We start from the raw sequence: 24826 nt of genomic DNA, 5'->3' as shown, positions 1-24826 counted from the left end.
GTCGTCAGCATCACAGTGTCGGTACGGCGTGACAGGGTGAGGGTCCGAACAAGTGAGGGAGAGTCATGGCTGACCGACGACGAGGCGTGCCGACCGAGTCGACGATCCGGGACTGGGACGACGCGGACCCGTCCGGGCAGACCTACCGGCGGGTGCTGTTCGTCGACTCCGACCTCACCGAGGTGGACAACCGCGGCGGGGTGTTCGAGGAGTGCACATTCCGCGGGGTCCGGTTCAACGCCTCGACGCATACCGACGCCGCGTTCGTGAACTGCACGTTCGTCCGGTGCTCGCTGTTCGACACCACGTTCACCCGCTGCAAGATGGTCGGCAGCTTCTTCGACGACTGCACCTACAACCTGCTGAAGGTGAACGGCGGGGACTGGTCGTTCACGGCGCTCCCGGGGGCGGACCTGAAGGGGACCGACTTCAGCGGGGCGAAGTTCCGCGAGGCGGAGCTGACCGGGATCCGGGCGGCGAAGGCGTCGCTGCGGGACCTCGACCTGTCCGGAGCCAGCCTCCAAAGGGCCGATCTGACCGGCGCCGACCTGCGCGGATCCGATCTGTCGACCCTCGATCCACTGACCGTGACGCTGCGGGACGCGCGGATCGACATGACCCAAGCGATGGTCGTCGCCGCCTCGCTGGGGCTGGACGTCCGTCCGTGACCTGTGGATATCCCCAGGTAATCACGCGGTCATCCCCTGTTTTATCCACAGCCTGTGGATAACTATCCGGATAACTGTGTCTTCGTTCTGTGATATCTGACCGGCGCGCCCGGTCGGTTCGCCGGGACGAGGGTCCCGCGCCGATGACGGGCCGGCCGCCGCGACCGTCGTACGACGAGGAGCGCGGCGTGCTCGACGACGTACGGCGGGGTGACGACCAGGTAGCGGCTCCGGGTCAGGCTCTGCAGACCGGCCGCGAGGCTGACTCCGCAGACGGCGCCGATCGAGTTCGCGATCAGGTCGTGGAGCTGGCACGAGCGGCCGAGCTGTGGGATCAGCGCCTGCACCGCCTCGACCGCGGCCGACATTCCGACGCCGGCGGCGATGCCGTCGCCCGGACGGCCGCTGGCCAGCGTGAGCATGCCCGCGGCCGGGACGAACAACAGGACGTTGAGCAGACCCTGGAGCGAGGTCAGCCCGCCGGTCGTGGTCAGGTGCGTGCCGCACTCGCCGATCTGGCTGAGGCGATGCGGGGTCGGGCTGAGCGTCGCCGCGATGATCAGCGCGAACGCAGCCGGCATGCAGAACGCAGCCAGCCGGGGGACCAGGTCGCCCGGACGACGCACAGCGGAAATGGCGATCGGCAGGGTCATGCCGGTGAGCACGAGCCAGGTGTCCAACAGGTGCGGGATACCGCGATAAGTCTCGAGCACGCGTCCGGACCCTCCCGTGGTCGACGGCTGCCGCGAACTTTCTCCTCGTCGATGTCGTTGCCTGACTCGACAATCTGCCGACCGATCACACCGCCGCCAGAGGTGTCCGGACATCTGCATCCAGCCGCAAACAGCCCGTGACAGTCCGTGACACAACGTGCGCAAACTGACACGGAAGGAAGGTGCTCAAGGCAACGATTGTTTGTTTGCGCGGCCGTCGGCGGAGGACTCGATCAACCGATCGGTGGAGGGAGGTCGGGCCGGCTGGGCGATGTGGCGACCGGGGCCGTCACGGGAGAGTCGGGGTATCGAGATCGACCCGAAACGGAGACCGAAGATGACCACCCCGGTGAACGTCGAACACCCGCGGAGCGCGGCCGCGTTGCGGAGCGTGCAACTGCTGGTGGCAAGCTACCTCGCGATCAGCGTGCTGACCCTGATCGCCATCATTGCCCTGCGCAACCACACGTCGATCGTGAACGACGCGGTCTGGACCCGCGGCACGATCGTCGTCGGCAGCGCCGCGCTGACCTTCCTCTTCGCCCGGAGCGCGGCGCGAGGCTCCCGGCGGGGATACCTCCGGCTCCGGATCGTGTCGGCGGTGATGTTCGTCGCGATCGTCGTGATCATCTCGCTGCCGGGAGTCTTCCCGCTCTGGATGAAGGGCGAGCAAGCCGTCTGCGGTCTGCTGCTGCTCGGCGTCGCCCTGCTGGTCAACGGCAAGCACCTCCGCTCGGTGTTCACTAACTGACATGAGCGAGCAAGCCTGGCCGCGGCGGGTGACGGTGGTGCCGTACGTGTTGCTCGCGTGCATCGCCGCCGTCACCGTTCTGATCAAGCGCGAACAGCCCAGGTCGCTGACCGTCGACCTGGTGCTGTGCGCGTTGATCGCGCTGTGGACTCTCGGGATGTTCACCCTGCGCCCGGCGCGGCGGACCGAGACCCGTTCGATGGCGATCTTCGTCGCCGGGTTCGTCCTGCTGCTGGCCGTGCTCGTGGTGCGCGATCCGTGGTTCGGGTTCCTCACCCCGGCCGGGTACTTCTTCACTTTCATCTTGCTGTCGTGGCCCGGGGAACTGATCGGGATCGGCGCCGTCGCGGTCATCGCGGGCTGGGCGCAGTCGTACGACATCCCGAAGACCAACGCGCTCGGCCTGCTCGGCTGCGCCGCGGTGATCGGGGTGAACGTGGCCGGCATGTGTCTGGCCGCATGGCTCGGCCGGCGCGGCGAGGTGCTCAGCCAGCAGCGCCAGGACGCGGTCGACGCGCTGACCGTGACCAACCGCCGGCTCGAGGCCACGCTCGCCGAGAACGCGGACCTCCACGAGCAGCTCCTGACGCAGGCCCGCGAAGCCGGCGTCATCGACGAGCGGCAGCGGATGGCCCGCGAGATCCACGACACCCTCGCGCAGGGTCTGACCGGGATCGTCACCCAGCTTCAGGCCGCCGAGCACGCCGACGACTGGCGGCGGCATGTGTCGAGCGCGGTCGGCCTGGCCCGCGAGAGTCTGACCGAGGCTCGGCGCTCGGTGCATGCGCTGCGTCCACAGCCGCTCCAGTCGGCGACGTTGAGCGAGGCGATCGCAGACGTCGTACGGCGATGGTCGGCGCTGCACGGCATCGACGTACAGCTGACCACGACCGGCACGCCGCGGGTGATGACACCCGAGGCGGAGTCGACTCTGCTCCGCGCGACCCAGGAGGCGCTCGTGAACGTGGCGAAGTACGCGCAGGCGACCCGGGTGGGTGTGACGCTGTCGTACATGGAGAAGGAGGTCGCGCTCGACGTCCGCGACGACGGCGCCGGGTTCGATCCGTCCCGCAGTACTCCGTCTGTGCCGTCGATGGCAGGTGGGTTCGGGCTCGTCGCGATGCGCCAGCGGGTCGAAGCGCTGAACGGGACGCTCTCGGTCGAGTCGGAGCCGGGTCTGGGTACGGCGATCTCCGCGACCGTGCCGATCTCGGGAGCGTCGGCATGATCCGGCTGCTGATCGCGGACGACCACCCGGTGGTACGGGACGGGCTGAGTGCGATGTTCGCGGCCGAGCCCGGGTTCGAGGTGGTCGGCCAGGCGGGCGACGGCGCGGAGGCGATCGAGCTGGCCGAGACGGTGCGGCCGGACGTGATCCTGATGGATCTGCAGATGCCCGGGGTGAACGGGCTGGCCGCGATCAGCGAGCTCACCGAGCGCGGCGTGACGGCCCGGGTGCTCGTGCTCACGACGTACGACACCGACGGGTACGTCGTACCCGCGATCGAGGCGGGCGCTACCGGCTACCTGCTCAAGGACGCACCGCGGGACGAGCTCATCCGCGCGGTCCGTGCCGCCGCAGACGGAACCTCCGTACTCGCGCCGTCGGTCGCGAACACCTTGACGAACCACGTCCGCACGCCGCCCACGCCCGACATCGTCAGCCCCCGCGAACTCGAGGTCATCGAGCTGGTCGCCGCCGGCAACACGAACCGCGAGATCGCCGCCCACCTGTTCATCAGCGAGGCGACCGTCAAGACCCACCTACTCAACATCTACACCAAACTCGCCGTACCGGACCGCGCATCCGCCGTCGCCGAGGCTTTCCGACGAGGCCTGCTCAAGGGCTAGGGGCGGTGCTGGGTGACCGCGGAGGCGGTGGGGTCTTCGCCGGCGGCGTGCAGGCCGTCTATTACTCCGTCGATGTCAGCTTCCGGGCGGTTCTGGCTGAGTTTGAACTTCGCCTCGATGCGGTGGATCGCGACCTCGACGCCGACGATTGCCCGGAGTTGCCCTTGCACGTACTTCTCCGGCGCATCGTCGACCGACCACGGTTCGGCCCGACCGCGTTCGTGCAGGTCGGACAACCGCCGTACGACGTTTTCGACCCACGCGGCGTCGTCGTGGACGGTCAGCTCGCCGTACACGTGGGCGGTGACGTAGTTCCAGGTCGGTACGACGCGACCGTGCTCCTGCTTGGACGCGTACCAGGCCGGTGAGACGTATGCGTTCGGCCCGCGCATGATCACCAGTGCGTCGCCGATCGCCTCGCGCTGCCAGTGATCGTTGTTGCGGGCAACATGTCCGATCAGCACGTTGCGCGCACGGTCGTAGATGAACGGCAGCATCGTGGCCACCAGCCCGTCCGCCGTCATCGTGATCAGATCGGCGGCGCCGTGGTTGGCCAGCAGTTCCTGTACTGCGTCGTCGTCAGGGGCAAAGTGCTTGGGAACATACACAGCACCAGTCTCCTCATCGCCCGCCCTGAACGGCAGGTCCAATCAGGTCGACCTTTGACCAGGCCAACTCAGATGACGATCTCCTGGATCCAGTCCGCAGGCGCCTGCTGGTGCAGCCGCCAGTAGTGGTTGGCGATCTCGTCAGGCTCCCATCCGGTGCCTACTCCGACGCCGCCACTGACGGTGACGCTTGCCGCGTGAACGCCGGCAGCGCCGTACTGCTGGTGGAGGAGCGTGACGAGCGCACGGACACCCGCCTTGCCCAGCGACAGGCTCGCGTAGTCGGGCTTCGGCTGCGGCATCCCGCCGGTGATCAGGAACGACCCGCTGCCACGCTCGGCCATCGCGGGTGCGAGGTGCGCAGCGGTGGTCATCGCTCCCACCACGTTCACCGCCCAGGCATCCCGATGCTGCTGCGCGGTGAGATCGCCGATCCGGTCGGACTGGATGAGGGCCGCGTTGTAGATGACGACGTCCGGTACGCCGTGCGCCTCGACGATCCGATCGAGGGCCGACCGGAGGCCGGCCTCGTCAGTCACGTCAGCGGTCACCGGCAGTACGTCGCCCGCGAGCTTCTCCGCGGCGGCCTTCACCGTCGCCTCCGAGCGCGCGATCAGTCCGGCGCTCATCCCTTCCCGGACGAATCGCTTGGCCACCGCGAGACCGATCCCGGGTCCAACCCCCACCACGACAACTCCAGCCATACTGTCGAGGATAAAGGTGACGCGTCACCGACGTGGCAGCAGGGTCCCGGCGCGCTTGACCGTCGTGGTGAGCGGGACCGTCTCGATGTGGGTGATGCCGGGCAGCGTGCCGATCCGCTCGGAGAGATAGTCGTAGAGCGCATCGGGATCCGCGCAGACGACGAATCCGAACAGGTTGGTCCGCCCGGTCACGGCAGCGGCGTACGCGATCTCCGGATGCTGTGTGAGTGCGTCGGCGACCGTGGTGAGCGCCGACGGTGCGACCGACATCCACAGGATCGCCTCGGTCGCGTAGCCGAACAGCATCGGGTCGGCCTCCACGTCGAGGTACATCGCCCCGGCGCGCAGCAGTTCGCCCAGCCGGCGCCGCACGGTCGACTCCGGCGTCCCGGTCGCGGCGGCAAGCGCGGGGTACGCCGATCGCGCGTCCTTGGCGAGCTCCTCCATCAGCCGCTGATCCTGCGCAGTCAGCTCGAGTGGTACGTCGTACTCCGGGGCCGGCGTCCGCAGCCGGTCGACCTGTTCCTGTGTGAGGGCCGCCGTACGTCCAGCCCAGCCTGCCGTGCCGGCGACTGCTCGGAGCATGCACTGCGCGGTGACCGAGGTGATCCGCGGACCACGCGGAAGCAGTAGCGGAGCACGTTGCCCCTTGGTGTGCGTGATGCAGGTGACCTCGACGCCACCGGAAGTCAGGTAGACCCAGGAGGTGTCGTCCCGCCGGGCCATCGTCGCGGCGACGGCGACCGCGGTGTCGGGCGCGCACTGGATCCGGACCAGCCAGTCGACCCAACCGAGCCGCGGACTCGACGGTACGGCGACCACGCGCACCGCGCCCGTCTCGCGCAGCCGGTGGTAGCGGCGCGCGATCGTCCGGTCGGAGGCACCGAGCACGTCCGCGATCCGGCTGAACGACGCTCGCCCGTCCACCTGTAACGCGTGAACGAGCTGCTCATCCAACCGGTCGAAATCCACCATGATCTTCCTCATCATGGCGGAATCCGCCAGATCTGGCGATCTTTCTGACGCAGGCGAGAGAGCTTGCGACCGTCGAAGGGTGAACCAGCCAGAGACGACCATCAGCCAAGGAACACTCCGCGGATCCCATCAGAGCGGTGTCGACTCCTACCTCGGCGTCCCGTTCGCCGCTCCACCCGGACGCTTCAAGCCACCGGGTCCACCGGACAAGTGGGACGGCGTACGCGACGCGACCCGCACCGGCCCGGCCGCACCGCAGCCGCCCTCCCGATTGGCCGAGGTGATCGGTGCGCGGACCCAGGACCAGTCCGAAGACTGCCTCAGCCTGAACATCTGGAACCCGAGCGAGCCGTCCGGCCGGCGTCCGGTCTTCGTCTTCCTGCACGGCGGCGGCTTCAGCTCCGGCTCCGGCAGTCTCGACTGGTACGACGGCGCCGCGCTCGCCCGGCGCGGTGACCTGGTCGTGGTGACGGTCAACTACCGGCTCGGCGCGCTCGGGTTCTTCCGGCTCGAGCAGAGCAACGTCGGTCTGCTGGACCAGATCGAGGCGCTGCGCTGGGTCCAGGAGAACATCGCGGCGTTCGGCGGCGATCCCGGCGCGGTGACGGTCGCGGGCCAGTCCGCCGGCGCCATCTCGATCCTCGCGATGCTGTCCGGCCGGGCCGCAGACGGCCTGTTCCACCGGGCGATCGTGCAGAGCGCGCCGGGAGGGCTGCGACCGCTCGCACCTTCTGCGGCCGACGCGATCGCGACCGAGTTTCGCCAGGCCGTGGGCACGGACCCCTACACGGCGTCGGTGAGTGACATCCTCGCGGCCCAGCTCGAGCTGGTTCGCCTGCACCCGGGCGTGATTCCGCCGTACCGGTTCGTCGCCGAGGAAGGGGTAGTTGCCGAGGACATCGTTCTCGGGGCGGGCACCCGGGGTGCGAACGGTGTGCAGCTCCTGATGGGGACGACGCGCGACGAGGCCAACGCCCACGGCGGCGATCCCAGAGTCACCGCCGAGCTGTTCGAGGAACCCATGCACCAGCTTGCCGATCTGCTCGCACTCGCGGGGAATCCGGCGTGGCTCTACCGGTTCGACTGGAGTCCGGCCGGAAACCCCTTCGGTGCCTGCCACTGCATCGAGCTGCCGTTCGTCTTCGGCAACCTCGATGCCTGCCGCGACGCACCGCTGCTCGCCGGAGCCGACGACGAGTCCTTGGCCGCGATGGTCGAGGTCGTTCAGCCGGCCTGGATCTCCTTCGTCCACGACGGAAACCCCGGGTGGCCGGTGGCCGCCGTACATCATTTGGAGCTGCCATGACCCTGTATCTGAACGGGAAGGTCGTCACCGTCGATGGCGGATTCTCGATCGCCGAAGCCTTCGCGGTGACCGACGGACGGTTCACCGCTGTCGGCAGCAACGACGAGATCCGCGAGCTGGGCGGACCGGTGGTCGATCTCGGCGGCCGTACGGTCGTCCCCGGCTTCATCGACGCGCATTCCCATACCGTGCACGTTGCGGTGGAGAGCCTGGCCGAGCCGAACCTGACCGGTCTCACCTCCATCGCAGCCATCGTCGAACGGATCGGCGAGGTCACGGCCAAGACCGAGCCCGGCGTTTGGATCAGTACGACGGCGCTCGGCACACCGACGTACTACTTCGACGTACCGGACGGACTGGCCGAGCGACGCTGGCCGACCCGGGCCGACCTCGACGTGGTCGCGCCGGACAACCCGGTGCACATTCCGACGCCGCCGTTCTGGCCGCATCCGGCGATCCTCAACAGCGCCGCGCTCCGCGAGCTCGGCATCACGCGTGACACGCCTGATCAGCCAGGTCTCCGGATCGAGCGGGACGCCAACGGCGAACCGACCGGCGTGGTCCACGGCATGCTCTTCTACAACGCCCGCATCCCGTTGGTCCGCCAGCTGCTGATGTCGCTGCCGGCCAAGACAGCAGAGGCTCGGCAGGAAGCCATCGCGACCGCGCTGCAGACCAACCTCACCCACGGACTCACCACGGTTTACGAAGGGCACGGCAACACCGCGTTCGCCCCGGACCTGCAGGGACTGCACGACGCCGGTCGGCTGCCTGGCCGCGTTGTCGGCACGTACGACGTACCCGTCGGCAAGCCCGTGGACCTGGCGGAGTGGATGACGACCGTCTCCGACGCGGCCGGTGCGGGCACCGGGGACGACCGCCTGCGGATCCACGGGTTGACGGTCTCGCTGGAGACGCCGCTGCATTTCGGCGGCGCCTTGATGAGCGAGCCGTATCTGGATCAGCACGACGTTCTCGGCAATGGGGCGTCGGTGCTGACTGTCGAGCAGTTGGCGGACGTCGCGCGGCTCGCCGTACAGCACGACGTGCGGTTGAACGTGCTCGTCACCGGTGACGGCGCGTGCGAGATCGCTGCCGACGCTTTGGAGATCGTGCACCGGGAGACGCCGCTGACGGGCCGGAGCTGGGTCCTGCAACACGTCCACCACGTGACGAAGGAGCAGATTGCACGCTTCGCCGCGCTCGGACTCGTCGCGCAGGTCTGCGCCGGCGTGGACTTCGCCCGCGGCGAACCGGTCTACGTGAAGCGGCTGCCCGGCGACCAGTGGGAGCACGTGACGCCGGTGCGCTGGTGGATCGACGCCGGTGTGCCCATTGCACTCGGCAGCGACGGCGCGCATCCGCCGCTGTTCGACCTGTGGGCTTCGCTGACTCGCAAGGACGGCCGCAGCGGACGCAGTCTGCTGACGCCGGCGAAGACGATGACGCGGCCCGAGGCGATCCGTGGCTGGACTGCCGATGCCGCTGTGGTTCTGGGCGTCGGGGATCGGCTCGGTTCGATCGAGGCGGGGAAGCTCGCGGACTTCGTCGTACTGGATCGCGACATCCTCACCTGCCCGGTCGACGAGATCCGCGATGCCGCGGTGCTGACGGCTGTTGTCGGAGGCGAGGTCGTCAGCTCGTAGGTATCCAGACGCGCATCGGGTGCAGACCTCGGTTGGCCCAGGAGTAGTAGGGAATAAGGGTCAGCTGGGTGCTGTGCAGAGTGGTGACACCGCCGAGCAGCTCGGTGTGTGCTGAGGTGATCTCTGCGGTCGGGTCGAGGCGGAGGTCCTCCAGCACGACACCAGGCTGCTGGTCGGGCTGCTCCAGTGCGTAGACGAGTGGGCCGCGGGCGACGGCGACGCAGCCGCGCGTGGAGTCGACTCGGTCGTTGGAGGTCAGCAGTCGCGGCGGCATCGGTAGCTGCAGTGCTACCTCGTCGCCTGGTTGGAAGACGCGACGTACGCGGGCGTAGTCGCCTGCTACGACGGGCTTGTCGTCGACAGTTGCATCGGACGCCCACTCGGGGATGCGCAGCGCCAGCTCGACCTCACCGGGCGGAGCCTCCCTGACAGTCACCGTGACGCGTCCGTCCCACGGGTAGTCGGTTTCCACCTCTACCGCGAACGATCCAGCCCGCAGTGTGCTCGCGGCGTACTGCTGGATCTGCAGGCCGTCCGCAGTACCAGTGGCGAGGTACGACGGCAGGCTGGCCAAGGTGCGCATCACATTGGGCGGACAGCATGCACAGTTGAACCACGGCCGCCGCCCGTACGCCGGTGCGCGCTGCACGTCACCACGCGCACCGGTCCGTCGGTGCAGCGTGTTCACGTAGAAGTAGTCCGCGTCCTCGAGCGACACGGCCGGCAGGATCGCGTTGTAGAGCAGCAGCTCGATCTGGTCGGCGTACGACGGGTCACCGGTTGCCAGCAGCAATCGCCAGGCCCACTGCAGTACGCCGATCGCGGCACACGTCTCGGCGTACGCGCGGTCCGGTGGGAGCTCGTAGTCGTCGCCGAACGCTTCACCGTCCCATCGCGACCCGACCGCACCGGTCACGTGCTGCTTTCGCCGGCGCATGTTGTCGTACTGCCGGAGTACTGCGTCCAGCAGCTCCGCGTCGTCGGTCTCGATCGCTACGTCGGTTGCACCGGTGGCGAAGTACACCGCGCGTACGGCGTGGCCCTCCAGCGAGTCGGCGTCTCGGACCGGGACGCGGTCGGAGTAGTGCGCCGGGTCTCCGTAGTGGGAGGGGTCGAAGCCTGGCTTGGTTGCCTTGCCATGGCCGCGGGCATCCACGAAGTACTTCGCCAGGTCCAGGTAGCGGCGGTTGCCGGTCTCGCGGTAGAGCTCGACCAGTGCGGATTCGATGCCTGGATGGCCTTCGAGCTCGGTGCGTCCTGAGGGCCCGAAGGTGTCGGCGAGATGGTCGGCGAACCTAGTAGCTACCTGTAGGAGCTTGCTGTCTCCGGTTCGGGATGCGGCTACTGCGGCCTGGAAGAGGTGTCCGGCGCAGTAGAGCTCGTGGCTGTTCCAGAGATGGGTGTACGGCTCCTCGCCGCGGACCTGGATGGCGGAGTTGAGGTAGCCGTCGTCCTGCTGTGCCGCGGTGATGGTGCGGGTCAGCTCGTCGGGTAGCGAACCGTCCCAGGCTGCGGCCTCCAGCCACTTGTAGACGTCGGAGTCGCGGAAGCTGGCGCCCTGCGCATCACCACTTGCCTCGCCGGCAGCGATCCGGAGGTTGGCTAGGTTCCCGGCGGCCTCGAGCCGCTCGCGGCCGAGCGGGATCGCGGCCCGGTTGGCGGCCATCCGGCCGGCCCAGAACCCGCCCGTCACCTGTGCCTCGGACACCGGGCGCAACGTCACGACCGCGGCCGCGGTCGGTACCGCAGGGGATGGCTGCATGCCGGGACGCTAACCGCGGGCCGCGGGCCGACGCCAGGTGCTAATGGGGATTAGCTGGTAATACCCAGCTAATCAATGCCACCTCTTGACACCTGCTCGAAACGCTGGCGAAACTTCCGGAACCGCAATGGTAGGGCGTATTAGCAGGAAGGACACCACGTTGAGCCGCACACCGGCCAAGAGACCCACGCAGGCCGATATCGCCCGGCTTGCCGGGGTCAGCCAGGCGACCGTCTCGCTGGTGCTCAACGAGCGCGACGCGAGTATCCGGATCAGCCCGGCGACCCGCGAGCGCGTGCTGACCGTGATGCGCGAGTGGGGGTACGTCGCGAACGCATCGGCCCGCTCTCTGGCCGGCGGGCGGAACAAGATCATCGGCGTCTACACGTTCGAGCCGGTGTTCCCGACCAGCGGCGTGGACTTCTACTTCCCGTTCCTGCTCGGCATGGAGCAGGAGGCGGCCGACCTCGGCTACGACCTGCTGCTGTTCACCAGCGCCGGCGGCGAGCGGCAGATCTTCCGCGACGGATCGACCCGGCTCTGGCACGCGGACGGCGCGTTGCTGCTCGGCCGCGATCCCAACGTCGAGGAGATCGAGCGGCTGCGCGACTCCGGCTACCCGTTCGTGTACGTCGGCCACCGCGAGGTGTCGGGTCCGCCGGTGTCGTACGTCGCGGCCGACTACGCCGGTGCGACCAAGCAACTCACCGAGCGGCTGTTCGAGCTGGGACACCAGCGCGTGGCATACGCACGGATCGGCAACGACGGCGCACAGCCGAGCCGTGATCGCGAGGGCGGGTTCCGCCAGGCAACGCCTTCCCAGCATCTTGCCGGACCGGTGTGGACGCTCGACTCCGTTGCGGAAGTTGACGGCCTGGTGGAGGAGCTGCAGCGCGGCGGCATCACCGCAGTACTCGCGGAGCAACAACTGCTGGCCGAGGAGCTGCTGGTCTGCGCGACTCGGCGTGGTCTGAACATCCCTTCGGACCTCAGCGTCGTGGAGCTCGGTGATTCGACCGGTGCGCGACATGACGGCACTCCGTGGACCGGACTGATCGTGCCGCGCGAGCAGATGGGCCGTCAGGCGATGGGCCTCCTGGTGCAACTGCTGGAAGCACCTGACTCCGGTGCGCGCAGTGAAAGCGTCCGGTGCGGGTTCGCGCCCGGTGCGACGGTCGGACCTCCCAAGGAGCTTCCATGATTCGCGTTGTGGTCAAGCGACTGCTGATCGGCGTCCTGGTGATGTGGGGCGCGGCGTCGCTGATCTTCCTCATCGTCCGGGTCGCACCGGGTGACCCTGTCTCGATCCTGCTCGGTCCGGATGCGACACAGGACCAGGTGAAGGAGCTGAGCGCTTCACTCGGCCTGCAACGCCCGCTGGCCGTCCAGTACGTCGACTACCTCGGTCACGCCGTACGGCTCGACTTCGGCGACTCGTACCGGCTCGGGCACCCCGCGATGTCAGAAGTACTCGAGCGGTTGCCGGCCACGGCGGAGCTGATGCTGGCGTCCACTCTGATCGCCGTGGTTCTCGGTCTGACGCTGGGACTGCTGGCGGGCGGCCGACCGGGCAGCGTGGTCGACCGAGTGGTGTCTGCGGCGGCGATCGCGCTGCAGTCGTTCCCGACGTTCTGGATCGGGATCATGCTGATCCTGGTCTTCGCGCTGGCGCTGCGACTGCTGCCGAGCTCCGGCTCGGGTACTCCGCAGCATCTGATCCTGCCCGCCATCACCATGGCGCTTCCGTTCACAGCGATCGTCGCGCGGCTGACCCGGACCAGCGTGGCCGAGACTCTGCGCGAGCCGTACATCCAGACCGCGAAGTCCAAGGGCCTCACCGATCGGCAAGTCCTGCTCGGGCACGCACTGCGCAACTCACTGCTGCCGGTCGTCACGATCGTCGGGCTGCACATGGGCGGTCTGATGGGCGGCGCGGTGATCGTCGAGAACGTGTTCTCCTGGCCCGGCCTCGGTTCGCTCGTCGTCGACTCGGTGACCAACCGCGACTACGAGGTGGTACAGGCGGCGACGTTCGTGATTGCCGGCATCGTGATGCTCTTCAACCTGGCCGCCGACCTCGTCTACTCCCAGCTCGATCCGCGCATCCGGTTGGAGGGCAGCTGATGGCCACGCTCGCGGTGACCCGCCCGCTCGCCGTACGTCGGGTCGGCACCTGGCTCGGCAAGATCCCGTACGCCGTACTCGCGATCTACGCACTGGTCGCGGGGATCGGCCCGCTGGTGGTCGACTACAACCCGATCAGCACCTCGCTCGACGACCGGCTGCTCAGGCCCGGTTCGCATCTGTCCACCGGCGGCACCGCGTGGCTCGGCACGGACGGCCTCGGCCGCGACGTCCTCGCCCAGGTCGTGTACGGCGCCCGCACGTCGATCCTCATCGGTATCGCGACCGTGGTCGTCTCCTGCGTCGTCGGCGTCACGATCGGCACCGTCGCCGGGTACTTCCGCGGCTGGCTCGACACATTCCTTGCCCGGGGCATCGACATCCTGCTCGCGTTCCCGGCGATCCTGCTCACGATCGTGATCGCCGGCGCGTTCGAGCGCAGCGTGCCGGTGGTCGTGATCGCGCTGGCCGCGACGGCATGGATCTCGTTCGCCCGGGTCACCCGCGGCGTCTCGCTCTCGTTGCGGGAACGCGCCTGGGTCGATGCGGCTCGCGTCCTCGGCGTCCGTCGTACGTCGATCCTGCTTCGTCACGTCGTACCGTTCACGATCGGTCCGGTGGTCGCACTGGCCACGCTCGAGTTCGCGCTCGTCGTACTCGCCGAAGCCGGACTGAGCTTCCTCGGGATCGGGCTGCCGCCGTCGGCGGTGTCCTGGGGACAAACCATTGCCAACGGCAAGCAGTACCTCGACAGCGCGTGGTGGATCTCGGCCCTGCCGGGAATCGCCCTGTCGCTGCTGATCGTCAACATCGGCATCCTCGGTGACCAGCTCACCGCCCGTTACGGACGCGGACACCTCAACTGATGACGCGTCGGAAGGCAGGAGAAACCCCATGATTCCTCTGACACGGCGGGCGGCACTGACACTCGGGGTCGCCGCCACGATGGCGCTGAGCGCCTGCTCCAGCGCCACCAACGGCGGCAGCTCGAGTTCCGGCGGCGGTGAAGTGGTGATCGCCGGCACCTATCCGGTCGACAGCATCGATCCGGGCGGCCCGCAGGGCGGCGGCACCGGACCGCAGATGGTCGAGCAGCAGCTCTTCAGCCGGCTGGTCCGGACCAAGACCGATGGTTCGGTCGAGGGGGACCTGGCGACGTCCTGGAAGTCCGACGCCACTGCTCGCGTCTGGACTTTCACGTTGCGGAAGGGCGTGAAGTTCAGCGACGGCAAGGAGTTAAAGGCCGCCGATGTGGCCGACTCCTTCAAGCGGTTCATCGACCTCAAGGGCACGAACGCCGCGAACTTCCCCGACTACACGATGACCGCGCCGACCGACGACACCGTCGTACTCACGGCCTCCAAACCGGATGCCGCGATCCTGCGCAAGCTTGCGGTGTTCTTCGTCCTGCCGTCGGGGGTCGGCGCGAACGACACCGCGTTCTTCGACAAGCCGATCGGGACCGGGCCGTTCAAGCTCGACAAGTTCAGCCCGAACGAGATCGTCCTGGTGCCGAACCCGCAGTACTACGGCGGCGCGCCGAAGGTCACCAAGGTGACGATCAAGAAGATGCCCGAACTCGCTGCCCGGTTGACCGCGCTGCGCACCGGCGAGGCGGACGTGGTCTGGGGGATCCCGGACGATCAGCTGCCCGAGGTGCAGAAGGACTCGACACTGAACGTGCAGATCGTGCAGAGCTCCGCCGTCTACACGATGTGGTTCAACTCGTCGACGCCGGCTCTGAAGGACGCGGCCGTCCGGCGCGCGTTGTGGGAGGCGGTCGACTTCCCGACCATCATCAAGAAGCTGTATCCGCAGACCGGTTCGCTGTCCGACTCGGTGGTGTCGAAGCAGACCCTCGGGTATGTCGCGCAGACACCGGTCAAGTACGACCCGGTGGCGGCAAAGGCCGCGCTGACGGCGGCCGGCTTCGACTTCGGCACGAAGCTGCGACTGCAGTTCGCGAACGCGGAGTTCCAGCAGTTCAACCAGGCGGTCGTTTCGGACCTGCAGAAGATCGGCGTACAGGTCGACCTGCTGCAGAAAGAGCAAGCCGTCTTCACCAAGGACCTGCTGGCACTGAACTGGGACATCAACTTCCAGCAACTGTCGAACCCGATGCTCGACGCCGCGAACACCGTCGGCCGGCTCTACCCGTGCGCGGCCAAGCGCAACGGCTACTGCAACCCCGCGCTCGACAAGCTGATCTCGCAGGCCGCTGCCAGCACCGACGAGCAGGAGCGGGTCAAGCTGTACGGCGAGGCCGAGAAGATCATCTGGGACGACGCGGTCGGCATGTTCCCGATGGCGGTCAAGTACGCCTACGCGTGGAACAAGCGCCTCAGCGGCTTCACCCCCGACCCGAACGGTCTGCCCGACTTCTCCAAGCTGCAGGTCAACTCTTGATTCGCGACGACCTGTCCGTAGGCACTGCGGTCGAAACGCTGCTGACGGTCTCGGGGCTCGCGGTCGACCTGCCGGGGCGGTCGGGCGTGGTGCGGGTCGTCGACGAGGTGTCCTTCGACATCCCGTCGGCGACCACCGTCGGCCTGATCGGCGAGTCCGGCTCGGGGAAGACCATGACCGCGAACGCGTTGATCGGTCTCCTGCCCGACGGCGCCGAGGTCTCCGGCTCGCTGTCGTGGCGCGGAGAGGAGTTGCTGACGGCAACTTCTTCCCGCCGCCGGGAACTGCGTGGGCACGAGATCGCGATGATCTTCCAGGACCCGCTGGCCGCGCTCAACCCGACCCAGACCATCGGCCGCCAGGTCGGCGAGATCCTGCGTCGCTCCGGTCAGTCCCGGGCTGCGGTCCGTTCCCGAGTCGTCGAACTGCTCGACCGTGCGGGCATCCCCGAGCCGACGGAGAAGCTCGGCAGCTTCCCGCACGAGTTCTCCGGCGGCATGCGTCAGCGCGCTGTCATCGCGATGGCGCTCGCCGGGAGCCCATCGCTGCTGCTCGCCGACGAACCGACGACGGCGCTGGACGTGACCGTACAGGCCCGCATCCTTCGGCTGCTGCGTTCCATCCAGGAGGACGCCGGCCTGTCGATGCTCCTCGTCAGCCACGACCTGCGGGTGATGGCACATGTCGCCCACCAGGTCGTCGTGATGTACGCCGGGCGCGTGGCAGAGCGTGGCGCGACGTCCGACGTACTGCGGCAGCCCGCGCATCCTTATACGAGAGCGTTGGTCGACAGCGTTCCCGCAGTACGCACGAAGACTGCTCTGGCTCATCCGTTGCCTGGTACGCCGGCCACGCCCGCGAATCGGCCGGCTGGGTGTGCTTTCCATCCGCGGTGCCCGTTGGCGCGGGAGCGGTGCCGGACTGAGCAGCCCGCACTGCGAGCGGTTGCGCCGGGGCGTTGGACCGCGTGTCACTTCGCTGAGGAGGTGCTCGATGCTTGAGGTCCGGGATCTGCGGGTCACGTTCGGCCTGCACCGCAAGCCGTTCGTCGCGGTGGACGGGGTCAGTCTGACTGTCGGCGCCAACGAGACAGTCGGACTCGTGGGAGAGTCCGGCTCGGGTAAGACCACGGTTGCCCGCTCGATCGTCGGGCTCGTCCGGCCGGCGTCCGGTTCGATTCTTTATGACGGTCGCTCGGTGCCGCCTGGCACTCGGCGGGCTGGAGAGCTGCAGCGCGCGATCCAGATGGTGTTCCAGGATCCGCGCTCGTCGCTGAACCCTCGGATGACTGTCGCGTCGATCATCGGCGAGGCGTGGCGCACGCATCCGTCGGCAGCCGACGGCGATCTTGATCAGCTGCTGGCGGACGTCGGGCTCGATCCATCCGTTGCCGGTCAGCGGGCCAGTCAATTGTCCGGCGGGCAGTGCCAACGCGTCAGTCTGGCCCGCGCGCTGGCGGTGAAGCCCCGGCTTCTGGTCTGCGACGAAGCGGTGTCTGCGCTGGACGTCTCCGTTCAGGCGCAGATTCTTCGGCTGCTCGACGATCTCCGGCAGCGGCACAACCTGTCGATGCTGTTCATCTCCCACGATCTCGGCGTCGTACACCAGATCGCGGATCGGATCGCGGTGATGCGTCGCGGCGTACTCGTGGAGGAAGGGCCGGCTACCGACGTACTGGGTGCGCCGCAGCACGAGTACACGCAGAGTCTGCTGGATGCGGCCCTTGAGCTGAACAGCTAGTTCCGCAGTTCGGCTGCCTTGTCGTAATCGCGGCGCCAGTCGCCGGTTGGCGGGAGGATGATGCGTTCTACTCCTGCGGCTTCGTACTCGGCCAGTTGTTCGGTGGGGTTGCCATCGATCTGGGGCGCGACAACGGTGGCCTTCAGTTGCTTGCCGTCGGCAAGTTCATTGATGCGGGCCAGGTTGGTGCGGACCTCGTCCGGCGTTGCGGCGATCGTCGCCCACCCGTCGCCGTACCGGGCCGCTCGCCGGAGTGCGCGGGGACCGTTGCCCGCGACAAAGATCGGCGGGACCGGCGAGCCGGGGGAGAGCGTCACCTCGAGATCCTGGTCGACCGTCGCGGGCTTGCCGGCGATCAGATCCCGCAGTACGGCGAGAGCCTCGTCGGTCAGGCGACCGCGCTCCGCGTAGTTCACACCGGCGGCACGCCATCCGATGTCGCCGTGCGCCGGATTCCCCGTGCCGACGCCGAGAACGAGCCGGCTGTTCGAGACGAGCTGCAGCGTGTTGATCTGCTTCGCCGCCCACGCGACCGGCCTGAGTGCCAGGAGCATCACGTTGTACCCGACCGTGATCCGCTCGGTCACCGCGGCCGCGGTCGCGAGTACGACGGAGCTGTCGAGGAGCGGCGCGCTCGCCACCAGGTGGTCCGTCGACCACACCGAGTCCAGCCCGACGCTCTCGGCATACCTCGCGCTCTCCCGGACGTCGCCGAGAATCGGGCGCTCGGGGTCCGGCGTCGACGTCGGAAGGATGACTCCGATCTCAAGGCTCATACCTCGGGCCAACTCGCGCCCGGACGACCGTATTCCTCGGTCAGCGAATGGATCGCGGGCGCCAGCAACTCGACAATCTTGTCCGGGTCGGCATCGGCGAGATGCTCCAGCTTGAGCAAGTGGCGACCGAGCACGACACCGATGAGCATGGCGCTCAGCACATCGGCAAGGAGTTCGCCGTCGACGCCGCGAATCGCCTTGCTGATATTGCTCCCGCGGACCTGGGCGTTGCCGCGAACTTCGTCGGCCGCCTCAGGATGGGTCAGCATCGAGCGAAGTACCGCGAGGGAGGCGACCGGCTCGTCGATCAACGACTCGCGGAGCCGCTCCAGCAGTTGCGCGGCCACCTCGTCGGCGGTCCCCTCGACGATCGGCCGGCTCTCGGTCTCGGCCGCGCGGGCGAACAGCTGCTGTTTGCTGCCGAAGTAGTGCATCACCAGGCCCGGATCGACCTGCGCTGCGGCGGCCACGGCCCGGATCGTCGTCCGGTCGTACCCGGTCTCGGCGAACAGCCTTCTCGCCTCGGTCAGGATCCGCTGCTGCGTCTCGACGCGGCGGCGGTCGCGGGTGGTCTCGTTCACCGAATTCATTCTACAGGTGTTGAATCTCTGCGAATTTCGTTCTACGGTCGTTGAATGACTCCTGAGGAAGTACTTGAACAACGCCGCCAGTACCTGATCGATCGCGACTTCGAGTCGTTCGCCGAACTCTTCGCGGAGGACGGCGTCATCGAGATGCCGTTCGCCCTTCAAGGCGTGCCAGACCGCCTGGTCGGCCGCGACGCGATCCGCGAGTTCTCGCTGAGGGCGGGCACCCGAGCCGTCGAGATCACCGACCTCCGCACGGTCCAGCTGCACCGAACAACCGACCCCGAAGTCGTCATCCTCGAACTCGTCACCGAGGCCCGGCACACGACGACCGACGTACCGTTCCAGGCCACCTGCATCCAGGTCTTCCGGATCCAGAACGGGAAGATCAAACTCTTCCGCGACTACGTCGGCGCCCATTCCGTCCCTGACCTGAGCTGACTCAACCGTTGCGCCGGCTGAGCTTCTCGGGTGAGGTGGACGGGTGAGTCTGACGATTCGGAACGTCGTCTTCGCCTGTCCGGGGAACACGCCGGAGAGCTACGACCGCGGGGCTCGGCCGGTCGCTCAGTTCTACGCGGACCTGCTCGGGATGGAGATCGTTCGCGAGGATTGGATCATCGTCGGCAGCGAGGCGTCTGATCTGTACCTCGCGTTCGGGGACGGGCCGATCGACTATCAGCCGCCGGGATGGCCCGATGGGGCGCAGCAGATGCACCTCGACATCGCCGTACCGTCATTTGTTGCGCCGCCTGGGGCTCAGCTGCTGCGGGACAACGGCGAGTGGCAGGTGTACGCGGATCCGATCGGGCACCCGTTCTGCCTGTACTCGGAGCCGACCGAGCGCGCGGAGATCCGCCGGATCGTCATCGACTGCCCTGACCCGCGAGCCCTTGCTGCGTTCTACAGCGCGCTGCTTGACCGGACTTCGCGCGTGCTCGACACGCCGTCCCGCGTGGTTCTCGCCGGTACGCCGGAACTCGCGTTCCAGCTGAGCGCGGCGCCCGCTCCACGCTGGCCCGATCCGGCGAACCCGCAGCAAGTGCATCTGGATCTGCTGACTGCCGACGTACCGGCTGCTCGCGCTCACGCTGTTTCCGTCGGCGCTGAGGCTCTGCAGACGAGCGGTGAGTATCACCACGTATACGCCGACCCGGCCGGTCATCCTTTCTGCATCTAGAGTCGCGTGGATGAGCAGACGACTGGCCGCGTACGCCGTGTGCATCGAGGACGGACGAGTACTACTCGCGCGGTACGTCTCGCCGTACGGCGACGGCACCTGGTGGACCCTCCCCGGCGGCGGAGTCGAACCCTGCGAGGACCCGTTCGACACCGTGGTCCGCGAGGTCGCGGAGGAAACCGGCTACTCGTCCGTCGTCGAGCGCCTCCTCGGTGTCGACTCCCGAGTCATCCCCTCTGCCGAACGCCGCCTCCCCGGCCCCGAGGACCACCAGAACATCGGCATCTACTACGCCGTCCGGATCACCGCCGGCACCACCCGCCCCGAACCCAACGGCGAAACCGCCGAATCCGTCTGGACCCCACTTCCCGACGTCCCCGCTCTCCACCGCGCCGCCATCGTTGACGTAGGCCTGACCCTCGCCCAGGTCCAACCCCTCACCGGCCACATCCCGCCCATCCCAGTAGGCGGCCTCGTGGTGCACTGACCACCTTCCAGCGCTAACGACAGGACGTAGCCATGTACGTACATGGCAGCGGCCGCCTGAGCGTGCCGTGGATCTGGCCGGATCCGGCGACACCTCCTGTCGTTAGCGCTGTCGATCCACGCCGACCCCACGCATCGATCAGGTATGAGCGACATCGTGATCGAGAAGATCGTCCGCCCCGAGCGGATCTTGTCGGGTACCTGGCTGGAAGTGATCGCCTCGAACCTCGACTACCACCGCGCCACGTTCCTGTGGAAATGCGAGGGCCTCACGGATCCCCAACTCCGCCACCGCGCGATCCCGCCCTCAGACCTGACCCTGCTGTCCCTCATGCGCCACCTACAGGGCGTCGAACGCTACTGGCTACAACACCGCCTGGGCGGCACCACCCCGCAGTACCCCTCCTACCGAACCAACCCCGCCACCGATTGGTTCGACGAATCAGACCCCACCCCGGCCCGGACCGTGTACGCCGACTACCTCTCCGCCTGCGCCGACTCCAGATCCCTCTTCCCACCCCACAACCTCACCCACACCATCCCCAACCCCGAATTCGGCAACACCGACCTCCACTTCATCCTCACCCACGTAGTCGAGGAATACGCCCGCCACCTAGGCCACGCCGACCTCCTCCGCGAATCCCTCGACGGCACCACCGGCGAATAGGTTCGGATGGAATACTCGGCGGCCATGTATGAGCTTCCGGTCGAGAACACCGACGGGTCGGCGCTGCTCAGCTTCGAGCGGATCCGTGAAGACCAGTTCGGCAGCCTGGATCAGTCCGTGCCGTTGACCGCGTCGCTGGTCGTGCTCTGGTGCGGTGACGAGTGCCTGATGGTCTTCAACCGGTACCGCAAAGCGTGGGAGCTCCCCGGCGGCATGCTCGATCCGGGCGAGTCCCCGCGCGAAGCCGCCGTACGCGAACTCGAAGAAGAGAGCGGCCAGCGCGCAGACTCTCTCGATCTCGCCGGCGTCGCGAGGATCCGAATCGCACCCGACGACCGCCTCGAGTACCTCGCGATCTACCGCGGCCAGCTCGCCTCACCACAACCGTTCGTGGCGAACGACGAAATGTCCGACGCCGTCTGGTGGAACCCGACCGAGCCGCTGCCCGACCTGTTCCCGATCGATGCCGCACTCGCAAACCTCTGCCCCTAGAAACTTCTTCGGGTCCGCCGTCGATCTAGGCTTGCGCCGTTCGACGAAGGGGTAATCACAGACCTCCGAAGGAGAACCACCATGCCTGACCCGCGCAAGGTTGTCGCCGGCTACTTCTTGTCGCTGGATGGAGTCGCCGAGGCTCCGGACAAGTTCCTCACCGGCTGGGACGACGAGACGGATGCCGCCGGCAAGCGACTCATCGAGACCCAGGACGTAGTCATCCTCGGACGCCGCACGTACGACGAATGGTCCGGCTTCTGGCCAACCAGCGACATCGAACCCTTCGCCTCCTTCATCAACGCAGCCCCCAAGTACGTCGCAACGTCGACCCCACTCAAAGCCGAATGGTCCAACTCCCAGCCCATCGAAGGCGACCTCGTCGACTTCGTCCGCACCCTGAAGTCCCAGCCCGGCGGCGACATCGGCATCCACGGCAGCATCTCAATCACCCGAGCCCTACTAACCGCCGGCCTGGTCGACGAACTAAGACTCGTAGTCATGCCCACCATCGTCGGCACCGGCCAACAACTCCTGACCTCCCTACCCGCCATCCGCCTAGAAACCCTCCACTCCACCAACACCCCAAGCGGCCACCTTCTGGCCAACTACCGCGTACTCCACTAGCCAGGGATGCTGTCGGCATGACGACGCTGGAGACGTTCACCGTCAGCGGTGGATCGAGCCATGCCGACGCGGCGAGGACATGTCGCCTGCTCCTGCGAACAGTGCAAGGCTCCGTGGCCCGCTACGAGACCGACATACCGGTGGCTTCCGCGGATTGGCCGCCAGAAGTCGCATCCGCCGCCAGGGTCCTCCGCGGTGTTGCAGCTCGGACAGGCCGAGTCGAACCCGGCGGCTACTCCCAAACCGGAGTCATCACGTACGCCGATGACCAGGTCTGGTCGGCCTTCGTGGACTTCGCACCCCGGGCGTACGACGCCACCGTCTGGAACGCCGCCGGCGACGACATCGTGTCCCTCTCCGACGAAGCCCAGTCAATCGTCATCCGCATCAACCACCAGCAGTACGACGCAATCGCCGCCGCGCTAGGCCCGCAATTGACCGCGGAAGGCAGGTAATAGGCGAGCGGCTCAACGAATGGTGATGGTCCGATGGCTGAACGACATCACGCGCCGTGCCCAGTGGCCGGGCCTTCTACCTGACCGAACGCCTCTGGCAGCTGGCCGAAGGTCTTCCTGTCGAGTCCGCGCCGATCAACGCAATCCCAGAGTTCGACGAGGACTGCTGGTTCGGCGGCAGAGCCGTCACCTGCCGAATGGTCGCCAGTCACGCCGACCGCATCCAGAAGGCCGACCTCAACGACACGGTCATCCTGTCCGCCGACGGCCGCCTCATGGACGGCGGCCACAGAATCTCAAAGGCCTGGCTCAATGGCCTGACGACGATAAATGCCGTCCGATTCCGCGTCGACCTGGAGCCCGACTACTTCGGGTGGGACCCCACTAGGTGAGTCCGAGTGTGAGTTCGAGCCCCGATCCCACGCCCGCAGTCGCCGACGCGGCGGTCTGCTCATCCGCGCGCCGGCCGAGCAGTCCCTGGCGGGTGGTCGAGAGTCCGGCGGCAGCCGGAAAGGATGCTTCGGGCGCTGAGCCCGAGGGCGGGGCGGGAGCTGCGCGCAGCACGGCGACGAGGGAGCCGGGTGGGAAGCACGGAGCGGCGGACTCCCGTGAGGATTTCCTTTGGCATAGCGTCGGATTTGGGGCGGGTCGTTCGTAGAGGATGTGAGAGGTGGTCGGTTGGGCCGCCGGGACATGGGAGTTGTGGGATGACGGAGTACTTGATCTCGTTCAATGAGGGCGCGATGGACCACATTCCCGCCGAGGATTGGCCGGACGTGGGCAAGGCGTCGCACGAGGTGGTTCGGGAGGCTGTGAACGCCGGTGTGTGGGTGTACGGCGGTGGGCTCGAGAGGCAGCGGGCCAGCGTCGTGGACCCGGACGGGTTGGTCATCGACGGGCCGTACCCGGAGACCAAGGAGGTCGTCGGCGGGTTCTCCGTCGTCAACGTGGCCACCCGCGAGGAAGCGCTGAAGTGGGCCGCCAAGATCGCCGTCGCCTGCCGCTGCGCCCAAGAGGTCCGCGAACTCATGCCCGACCCCGAGACCGACGAGATGCTCCGCCAGGTAGCCAGCCGAGGCTCACATCCCGACGCCGTCTGACCGACAGCCTCACCACACGCTCGACCAGACCTCATGCGGCTGCGCTCGACGCGTCCGGATCAAGTGAGTGGTACTGACGGTCAGTGGGACGCGACCTCGCTGTCCCAGTACGGGGGCAGGTTGGCCGGTTCCCACGACGGATCGGGACGGAAGTCCGTGTACCGGGCGTCGAACGGGAACCGGGCCGCCTCGATGTCGCCGGTGATGCGCTCGCCGGCGGCACGGATGCGGTCCGCCTCGGCTGCCGTCCAGTACGCCGGATGATCGATCCGCTCGGCCAGCCCGTCCTCGCCTTTCAGCGACCAGCTGCGACCAGGCGCGACCAGGATGTCGAGCGCGTGATCGAGGATGTCGGTCCCGGCCGACCAGCGGCGTACGGGGACTCCATGTACCAGCGTCCGGCCGGGCTGGAGGCGCTAGCGGGTGTCTTCGGGATCGGCGGGGGAGAGGGTTGCGGCCCACTCTGCGGACCATCGGACGAGGGGGCGCAGTGCGCGGTAGGCGCCGTGGCCCAGCTCGGTGAGGGCGTAGGTGGTGTCCGGATGCTGCTCGACGACGGCTGCGTCGAGCAGCTCGGTCAGCCGTTGCCGCAGCACGCTGGACGACATGTTGTCGCAGCGCTCCTGCAACGCACGGAACCCGACCGGCCCGTCCTGCAGTTCCCAGATGATCCGCAGGTTCCACCTACGTCCAAACAGGTCGAGGGCGGCCATCAGTGGCCGGCCCGTGCTCGACCCTCGGACCGCCCGTCCCGGCCTGGGTGCCGCCATCCGTCGCTCCGTCCCCTCTTGCTGCTTCGATATCCGACACACTATCGTGCACCTATTGATTCGATTTTCGAAGCACTTGGGCCTCGTGAGAGTCGCGCAGTGCTGAACGGAGGTTGTTGTGCACAAGCTGATGGTCCTGTATCCCGAACCCGCCGATCCCGACCACTTCCGGGACTACTACGTGAGCAAACACCTCCCACTGGTGGAGCGGATGCCGGGTCTGCTCGCGTGGCGCTACAGCTTCGAGGTCACAGAAACGCAGGGACAGACGCCGTACTTCGCGGTCTTCGAGGCCGAGTTTGCTGACGCCGCGGCAATGACCGCGGCGAGGGAGTCTGCGCAGGGCCGGCAGGTGAGTGCCGATGTCGCCAATTACGCCACTGGCGGTGCGGTCGTCCTCCACTACCCGGTGCAGAACGGCACCTGCTGAGC

At 67.6% G+C, this 24826-nt stretch carries 31 protein-coding genes; 23 read left to right on the top strand and 8 right to left on the bottom strand.

The genetic code is table 11. The features are described 5' to 3' along the window. The first annotated feature begins 65 nt into the window (after positions 1-65). Complete coding sequence (locus ACQPYH_RS00250; RefSeq protein WP_432884864.1) at positions 66-668, top strand: pentapeptide repeat-containing protein; 603 nt, start codon at positions 66-68, stop codon at positions 666-668. A 62-nt stretch (positions 669-730) separates the two neighbouring features. Here ACQPYH_RS00250 and ACQPYH_RS00245 read toward each other — a convergent pair whose 3' ends face one another. After that, positions 731-1381 (bottom strand): VanZ family protein, encoded by a 651-nt coding sequence (locus ACQPYH_RS00245; RefSeq protein ID WP_432884862.1) that lies wholly within the window; start codon positions 1379-1381, stop codon positions 731-733. Between the two features lie 337 nt (positions 1382-1718). Between ACQPYH_RS00245 and ACQPYH_RS00240 the strand changes: the two genes are divergently transcribed. The 3 genes from ACQPYH_RS00240 to ACQPYH_RS00230 are packed head-to-tail and all read left to right on the top strand — an operon-like array spanning position 1719 to position 3983. Continuing rightward, positions 1719-2132, top strand: coding sequence for a hypothetical protein (locus ACQPYH_RS00240; RefSeq protein ID WP_432884860.1), 414 nt, complete (start codon positions 1719-1721; stop codon positions 2130-2132). Between the two features lies 1 nt (position 2133). Continuing rightward, complete coding sequence (locus ACQPYH_RS00235; protein ID WP_432884858.1) at positions 2134-3360, top strand: sensor histidine kinase; 1227 nt, start codon at positions 2134-2136, stop codon at positions 3358-3360. Further along, on the top strand, positions 3357-3983 hold the full coding sequence (locus tag ACQPYH_RS00230) for a response regulator (protein WP_432884856.1): 627 nt from the start codon (positions 3357-3359) through the stop codon (positions 3981-3983). The genes ACQPYH_RS00235 and ACQPYH_RS00230 overlap by 4 nt, the downstream gene beginning before the upstream one ends. Here ACQPYH_RS00230 and ACQPYH_RS00225 read toward each other — a convergent pair. From ACQPYH_RS00225 to ACQPYH_RS00215, 3 genes are all read right to left on the bottom strand, one after another. Then, the gene (locus tag ACQPYH_RS00225; protein WP_432884853.1) at positions 3980-4591 is read right to left on the bottom strand and encodes an FMN-binding negative transcriptional regulator; all 612 of its coding nucleotides are present in this window, start codon (positions 4589-4591) and stop codon (positions 3980-3982) included. The two genes, ACQPYH_RS00230 and ACQPYH_RS00225, sit on opposite strands and share 4 nt — an antisense overlap. Before the next feature lie 68 nt (positions 4592-4659). Continuing rightward, complete coding sequence (locus ACQPYH_RS00220; RefSeq protein ID WP_432884850.1) at positions 4660-5295, bottom strand: SDR family oxidoreductase; 636 nt, start codon at positions 5293-5295, stop codon at positions 4660-4662. Between the two features lie 24 nt (positions 5296-5319). Continuing rightward, the gene (locus ACQPYH_RS00215) at positions 5320-6285 is read right to left on the bottom strand and encodes an Lrp/AsnC family transcriptional regulator (RefSeq protein WP_432884847.1); all 966 of its coding nucleotides are present in this window, start codon (positions 6283-6285) and stop codon (positions 5320-5322) included. A 64-nt stretch (positions 6286-6349) separates the two neighbouring features. On the opposite strand from ACQPYH_RS00215, the gene ACQPYH_RS00210 reads away from it, so the two are divergent. After that, a complete protein-coding gene (locus tag ACQPYH_RS00210) occupies positions 6350-7576 on the top strand; it encodes a carboxylesterase/lipase family protein (RefSeq protein ID WP_432884845.1) in 1227 nt (408 codons plus the stop codon). Next, positions 7573-9222: an amidohydrolase gene (locus ACQPYH_RS00205; RefSeq protein WP_432884842.1), complete on the top strand. Its 1650-nt coding sequence runs from the start codon at positions 7573-7575 to the stop codon at positions 9220-9222. The genes ACQPYH_RS00210 and ACQPYH_RS00205 overlap by 4 nt, the downstream gene beginning before the upstream one ends. Here ACQPYH_RS00205 and ACQPYH_RS00200 read toward each other — a convergent pair. Continuing rightward, positions 9212-10984, bottom strand: coding sequence for a glycoside hydrolase family 127 protein (locus ACQPYH_RS00200; RefSeq protein WP_432884839.1), 1773 nt, complete (start codon positions 10982-10984; stop codon positions 9212-9214). The genes ACQPYH_RS00205 and ACQPYH_RS00200 overlap by 11 nt on opposite strands. A gap of 160 nt (positions 10985-11144) precedes the next feature. Here ACQPYH_RS00200 and ACQPYH_RS00195 point away from each other — a divergent pair, with 160 nt between their 5' ends. The 6 genes from ACQPYH_RS00195 to ACQPYH_RS00170 are packed head-to-tail and all read left to right on the top strand — an operon-like array spanning position 11145 to position 17254. Beyond that, a complete protein-coding gene (locus ACQPYH_RS00195) occupies positions 11145-12185 on the top strand; it encodes a LacI family DNA-binding transcriptional regulator (protein ID WP_432884836.1) in 1041 nt (346 codons plus the stop codon). Further along, positions 12182-13108, top strand: a complete 927-nt coding sequence (locus ACQPYH_RS00190) for an ABC transporter permease (protein WP_130443366.1) — start codon at positions 12182-12184, stop codon at positions 13106-13108. Before ACQPYH_RS00195 ends, ACQPYH_RS00190 begins: the two co-directional genes overlap by 4 nt. Then, on the top strand, positions 13108-13974 hold the full coding sequence (locus ACQPYH_RS00185; protein WP_432884833.1) for an ABC transporter permease: 867 nt from the start codon (positions 13108-13110) through the stop codon (positions 13972-13974). The genes ACQPYH_RS00190 and ACQPYH_RS00185 overlap by 1 nt, the downstream gene beginning before the upstream one ends. A 28-nt stretch (positions 13975-14002) precedes the next feature. Continuing rightward, a complete protein-coding gene (locus tag ACQPYH_RS00180) occupies positions 14003-15514 on the top strand; it encodes an ABC transporter substrate-binding protein (protein WP_432884830.1) in 1512 nt (503 codons plus the stop codon). After that, a complete protein-coding gene (locus ACQPYH_RS00175) occupies positions 15511-16515 on the top strand; it encodes an ABC transporter ATP-binding protein (RefSeq protein WP_432884827.1) in 1005 nt (334 codons plus the stop codon). Before ACQPYH_RS00180 ends, ACQPYH_RS00175 begins: the two co-directional genes overlap by 4 nt. Then, positions 16508-17254 carry an ABC transporter ATP-binding protein gene (locus tag ACQPYH_RS00170; RefSeq protein ID WP_432884824.1) on the top strand — a complete coding sequence of 249 codons (747 nt, stop codon included), beginning with the start codon at positions 16508-16510 and terminating at the stop codon, positions 17252-17254. The genes ACQPYH_RS00175 and ACQPYH_RS00170 overlap by 8 nt, the downstream gene beginning before the upstream one ends. Here the strand turns inward: ACQPYH_RS00170 and ACQPYH_RS00165 are convergent. Beyond that, positions 17251-18030 (bottom strand): LLM class flavin-dependent oxidoreductase, encoded by a 780-nt coding sequence (locus ACQPYH_RS00165; protein WP_432884822.1) that lies wholly within the window; start codon positions 18028-18030, stop codon positions 17251-17253. The genes ACQPYH_RS00170 and ACQPYH_RS00165 overlap by 4 nt on opposite strands. Next, positions 18027-18611 (bottom strand): TetR/AcrR family transcriptional regulator, encoded by a 585-nt coding sequence (locus tag ACQPYH_RS00160; RefSeq protein ID WP_432884819.1) that lies wholly within the window; start codon positions 18609-18611, stop codon positions 18027-18029. Before ACQPYH_RS00160 ends, ACQPYH_RS00165 begins: the two co-directional genes overlap by 4 nt. 54 nt (positions 18612-18665) lie before the next feature. Here ACQPYH_RS00160 and ACQPYH_RS00155 point away from each other — a divergent pair, with 54 nt between their 5' ends. From ACQPYH_RS00155 to ACQPYH_RS00110, 10 genes are all read left to right on the top strand, one after another. Continuing rightward, positions 18666-19058: a nuclear transport factor 2 family protein gene (locus tag ACQPYH_RS00155; RefSeq protein WP_432884817.1), complete on the top strand. Its 393-nt coding sequence runs from the start codon at positions 18666-18668 to the stop codon at positions 19056-19058. A 43-nt stretch (positions 19059-19101) separates the two neighbouring features. Continuing rightward, entirely contained in the window at positions 19102-19797 is a 696-nt protein-coding gene (locus ACQPYH_RS00150; protein WP_432884814.1) for a VOC family protein, read from the top strand. A 10-nt stretch (positions 19798-19807) separates the two neighbouring features. Continuing rightward, complete coding sequence (locus ACQPYH_RS00145; protein WP_432884812.1) at positions 19808-20284, top strand: NUDIX hydrolase; 477 nt, start codon at positions 19808-19810, stop codon at positions 20282-20284. 144 nt (positions 20285-20428) lie between these two features. Next, positions 20429-20950, top strand: coding sequence for a DinB family protein (locus ACQPYH_RS00140; RefSeq protein ID WP_432884810.1), 522 nt, complete (start codon positions 20429-20431; stop codon positions 20948-20950). A gap of 24 nt (positions 20951-20974) precedes the next feature. Continuing rightward, positions 20975-21442, top strand: coding sequence for an NUDIX hydrolase (locus ACQPYH_RS00135; RefSeq protein ID WP_432884808.1), 468 nt, complete (start codon positions 20975-20977; stop codon positions 21440-21442). Between the two features lie 81 nt (positions 21443-21523). Further along, a complete protein-coding gene (locus tag ACQPYH_RS00130; protein WP_432884805.1) occupies positions 21524-22069 on the top strand; it encodes a dihydrofolate reductase family protein in 546 nt (181 codons plus the stop codon). Between the two features lie 17 nt (positions 22070-22086). After that, on the top strand, positions 22087-22524 hold the full coding sequence (locus tag ACQPYH_RS00125) for a hypothetical protein (protein WP_432884803.1): 438 nt from the start codon (positions 22087-22089) through the stop codon (positions 22522-22524). A 56-nt stretch (positions 22525-22580) separates the two neighbouring features. Continuing rightward, entirely contained in the window at positions 22581-22916 is a 336-nt protein-coding gene (locus tag ACQPYH_RS00120) for a hypothetical protein (RefSeq protein ID WP_432884801.1), read from the top strand. Between the two features lie 315 nt (positions 22917-23231). Further along, complete coding sequence (locus ACQPYH_RS00115; protein WP_432884798.1) at positions 23232-23624, top strand: YciI family protein; 393 nt, start codon at positions 23232-23234, stop codon at positions 23622-23624. A 63-nt stretch (positions 23625-23687) separates the two neighbouring features. After that, the gene (locus tag ACQPYH_RS00110; RefSeq protein ID WP_432884795.1) at positions 23688-23888 is read left to right on the top strand and encodes a hypothetical protein; all 201 of its coding nucleotides are present in this window, start codon (positions 23688-23690) and stop codon (positions 23886-23888) included. A gap of 152 nt (positions 23889-24040) precedes the next feature. Here the strand turns inward: ACQPYH_RS00110 and ACQPYH_RS00105 are convergent, their stop codons facing one another. Then, the gene (locus ACQPYH_RS00105) at positions 24041-24394 is read right to left on the bottom strand and encodes a winged helix-turn-helix transcriptional regulator (RefSeq protein WP_432884792.1); all 354 of its coding nucleotides are present in this window, start codon (positions 24392-24394) and stop codon (positions 24041-24043) included. Between the two features lie 118 nt (positions 24395-24512). Here ACQPYH_RS00105 and ACQPYH_RS00100 point away from each other — a divergent pair, with 118 nt between their 5' ends. Then, on the top strand, positions 24513-24824 hold the full coding sequence (locus ACQPYH_RS00100) for an EthD family reductase (protein WP_432884790.1): 312 nt from the start codon (positions 24513-24515) through the stop codon (positions 24822-24824). The last annotated feature ends 2 nt before the right edge of the window (positions 24825-24826 follow it).

The sequence above is a fragment of the Kribbella sp. CA-245084 genome, assembly GCF_050942355.1.
Lineage (GTDB): Bacteria > Actinomycetota > Actinomycetes > Propionibacteriales > Kribbellaceae > Kribbella.
Note: the sequence above shows the minus strand (reverse complement) of the source record. Positions and strands in the feature narration are given on the sequence as shown.

Coding starts and splice junctions, on each gene's coding strand:
- ACQPYH_RS00215 (WP_432884847.1), bottom strand. CDS start 6,285: ATGATGAGGAAGATCATGGTGGATTTCGACCGGTTGGATGAGCAGCTC.
- ACQPYH_RS00235 (WP_432884858.1), top strand. CDS start 2,134: ATGAGCGAGCAAGCCTGGCCGCGGCGGGTGACGGTGGTGCCGTACGTG.
- ACQPYH_RS00135 (WP_432884808.1), top strand. CDS start 20,975: ATGTATGAGCTTCCGGTCGAGAACACCGACGGGTCGGCGCTGCTCAGC.
- ACQPYH_RS00190 (WP_130443366.1), top strand. CDS start 12,182: ATGATTCGCGTTGTGGTCAAGCGACTGCTGATCGGCGTCCTGGTGATG.
- ACQPYH_RS00155 (WP_432884817.1), top strand. CDS start 18,666: ATGACTCCTGAGGAAGTACTTGAACAACGCCGCCAGTACCTGATCGAT.
- ACQPYH_RS00115 (WP_432884798.1), top strand. CDS start 23,232: ATGACGGAGTACTTGATCTCGTTCAATGAGGGCGCGATGGACCACATT.
- ACQPYH_RS00105 (WP_432884792.1), bottom strand. CDS start 24,394: ATGGCGGCACCCAGGCCGGGACGGGCGGTCCGAGGGTCGAGCACGGGC.
- ACQPYH_RS00180 (WP_432884830.1), top strand. CDS start 14,003: ATGATTCCTCTGACACGGCGGGCGGCACTGACACTCGGGGTCGCCGCC.
- ACQPYH_RS00200 (WP_432884839.1), bottom strand. CDS start 10,984: ATGCAGCCATCCCCTGCGGTACCGACCGCGGCCGCGGTCGTGACGTTG.
- ACQPYH_RS00125 (WP_432884803.1), top strand. CDS start 22,087: ATGACGACGCTGGAGACGTTCACCGTCAGCGGTGGATCGAGCCATGCC.
- ACQPYH_RS00205 (WP_432884842.1), top strand. CDS start 7,573: ATGACCCTGTATCTGAACGGGAAGGTCGTCACCGTCGATGGCGGATTC.
- ACQPYH_RS00130 (WP_432884805.1), top strand. CDS start 21,524: ATGCCTGACCCGCGCAAGGTTGTCGCCGGCTACTTCTTGTCGCTGGAT.
- ACQPYH_RS00220 (WP_432884850.1), bottom strand. CDS start 5,295: ATGGCTGGAGTTGTCGTGGTGGGGGTTGGACCCGGGATCGGTCTCGCG.
- ACQPYH_RS00240 (WP_432884860.1), top strand. CDS start 1,719: ATGACCACCCCGGTGAACGTCGAACACCCGCGGAGCGCGGCCGCGTTG.
- ACQPYH_RS00165 (WP_432884822.1), bottom strand. CDS start 18,030: ATGAGCCTTGAGATCGGAGTCATCCTTCCGACGTCGACGCCGGACCCC.
- ACQPYH_RS00170 (WP_432884824.1), top strand. CDS start 16,508: ATGCTTGAGGTCCGGGATCTGCGGGTCACGTTCGGCCTGCACCGCAAG.
- ACQPYH_RS00230 (WP_432884856.1), top strand. CDS start 3,357: ATGATCCGGCTGCTGATCGCGGACGACCACCCGGTGGTACGGGACGGG.
- ACQPYH_RS00145 (WP_432884812.1), top strand. CDS start 19,808: ATGAGCAGACGACTGGCCGCGTACGCCGTGTGCATCGAGGACGGACGA.
- ACQPYH_RS00250 (WP_432884864.1), top strand. CDS start 66: ATGGCTGACCGACGACGAGGCGTGCCGACCGAGTCGACGATCCGGGAC.
- ACQPYH_RS00140 (WP_432884810.1), top strand. CDS start 20,429: ATGAGCGACATCGTGATCGAGAAGATCGTCCGCCCCGAGCGGATCTTG.
- ACQPYH_RS00185 (WP_432884833.1), top strand. CDS start 13,108: ATGGCCACGCTCGCGGTGACCCGCCCGCTCGCCGTACGTCGGGTCGGC.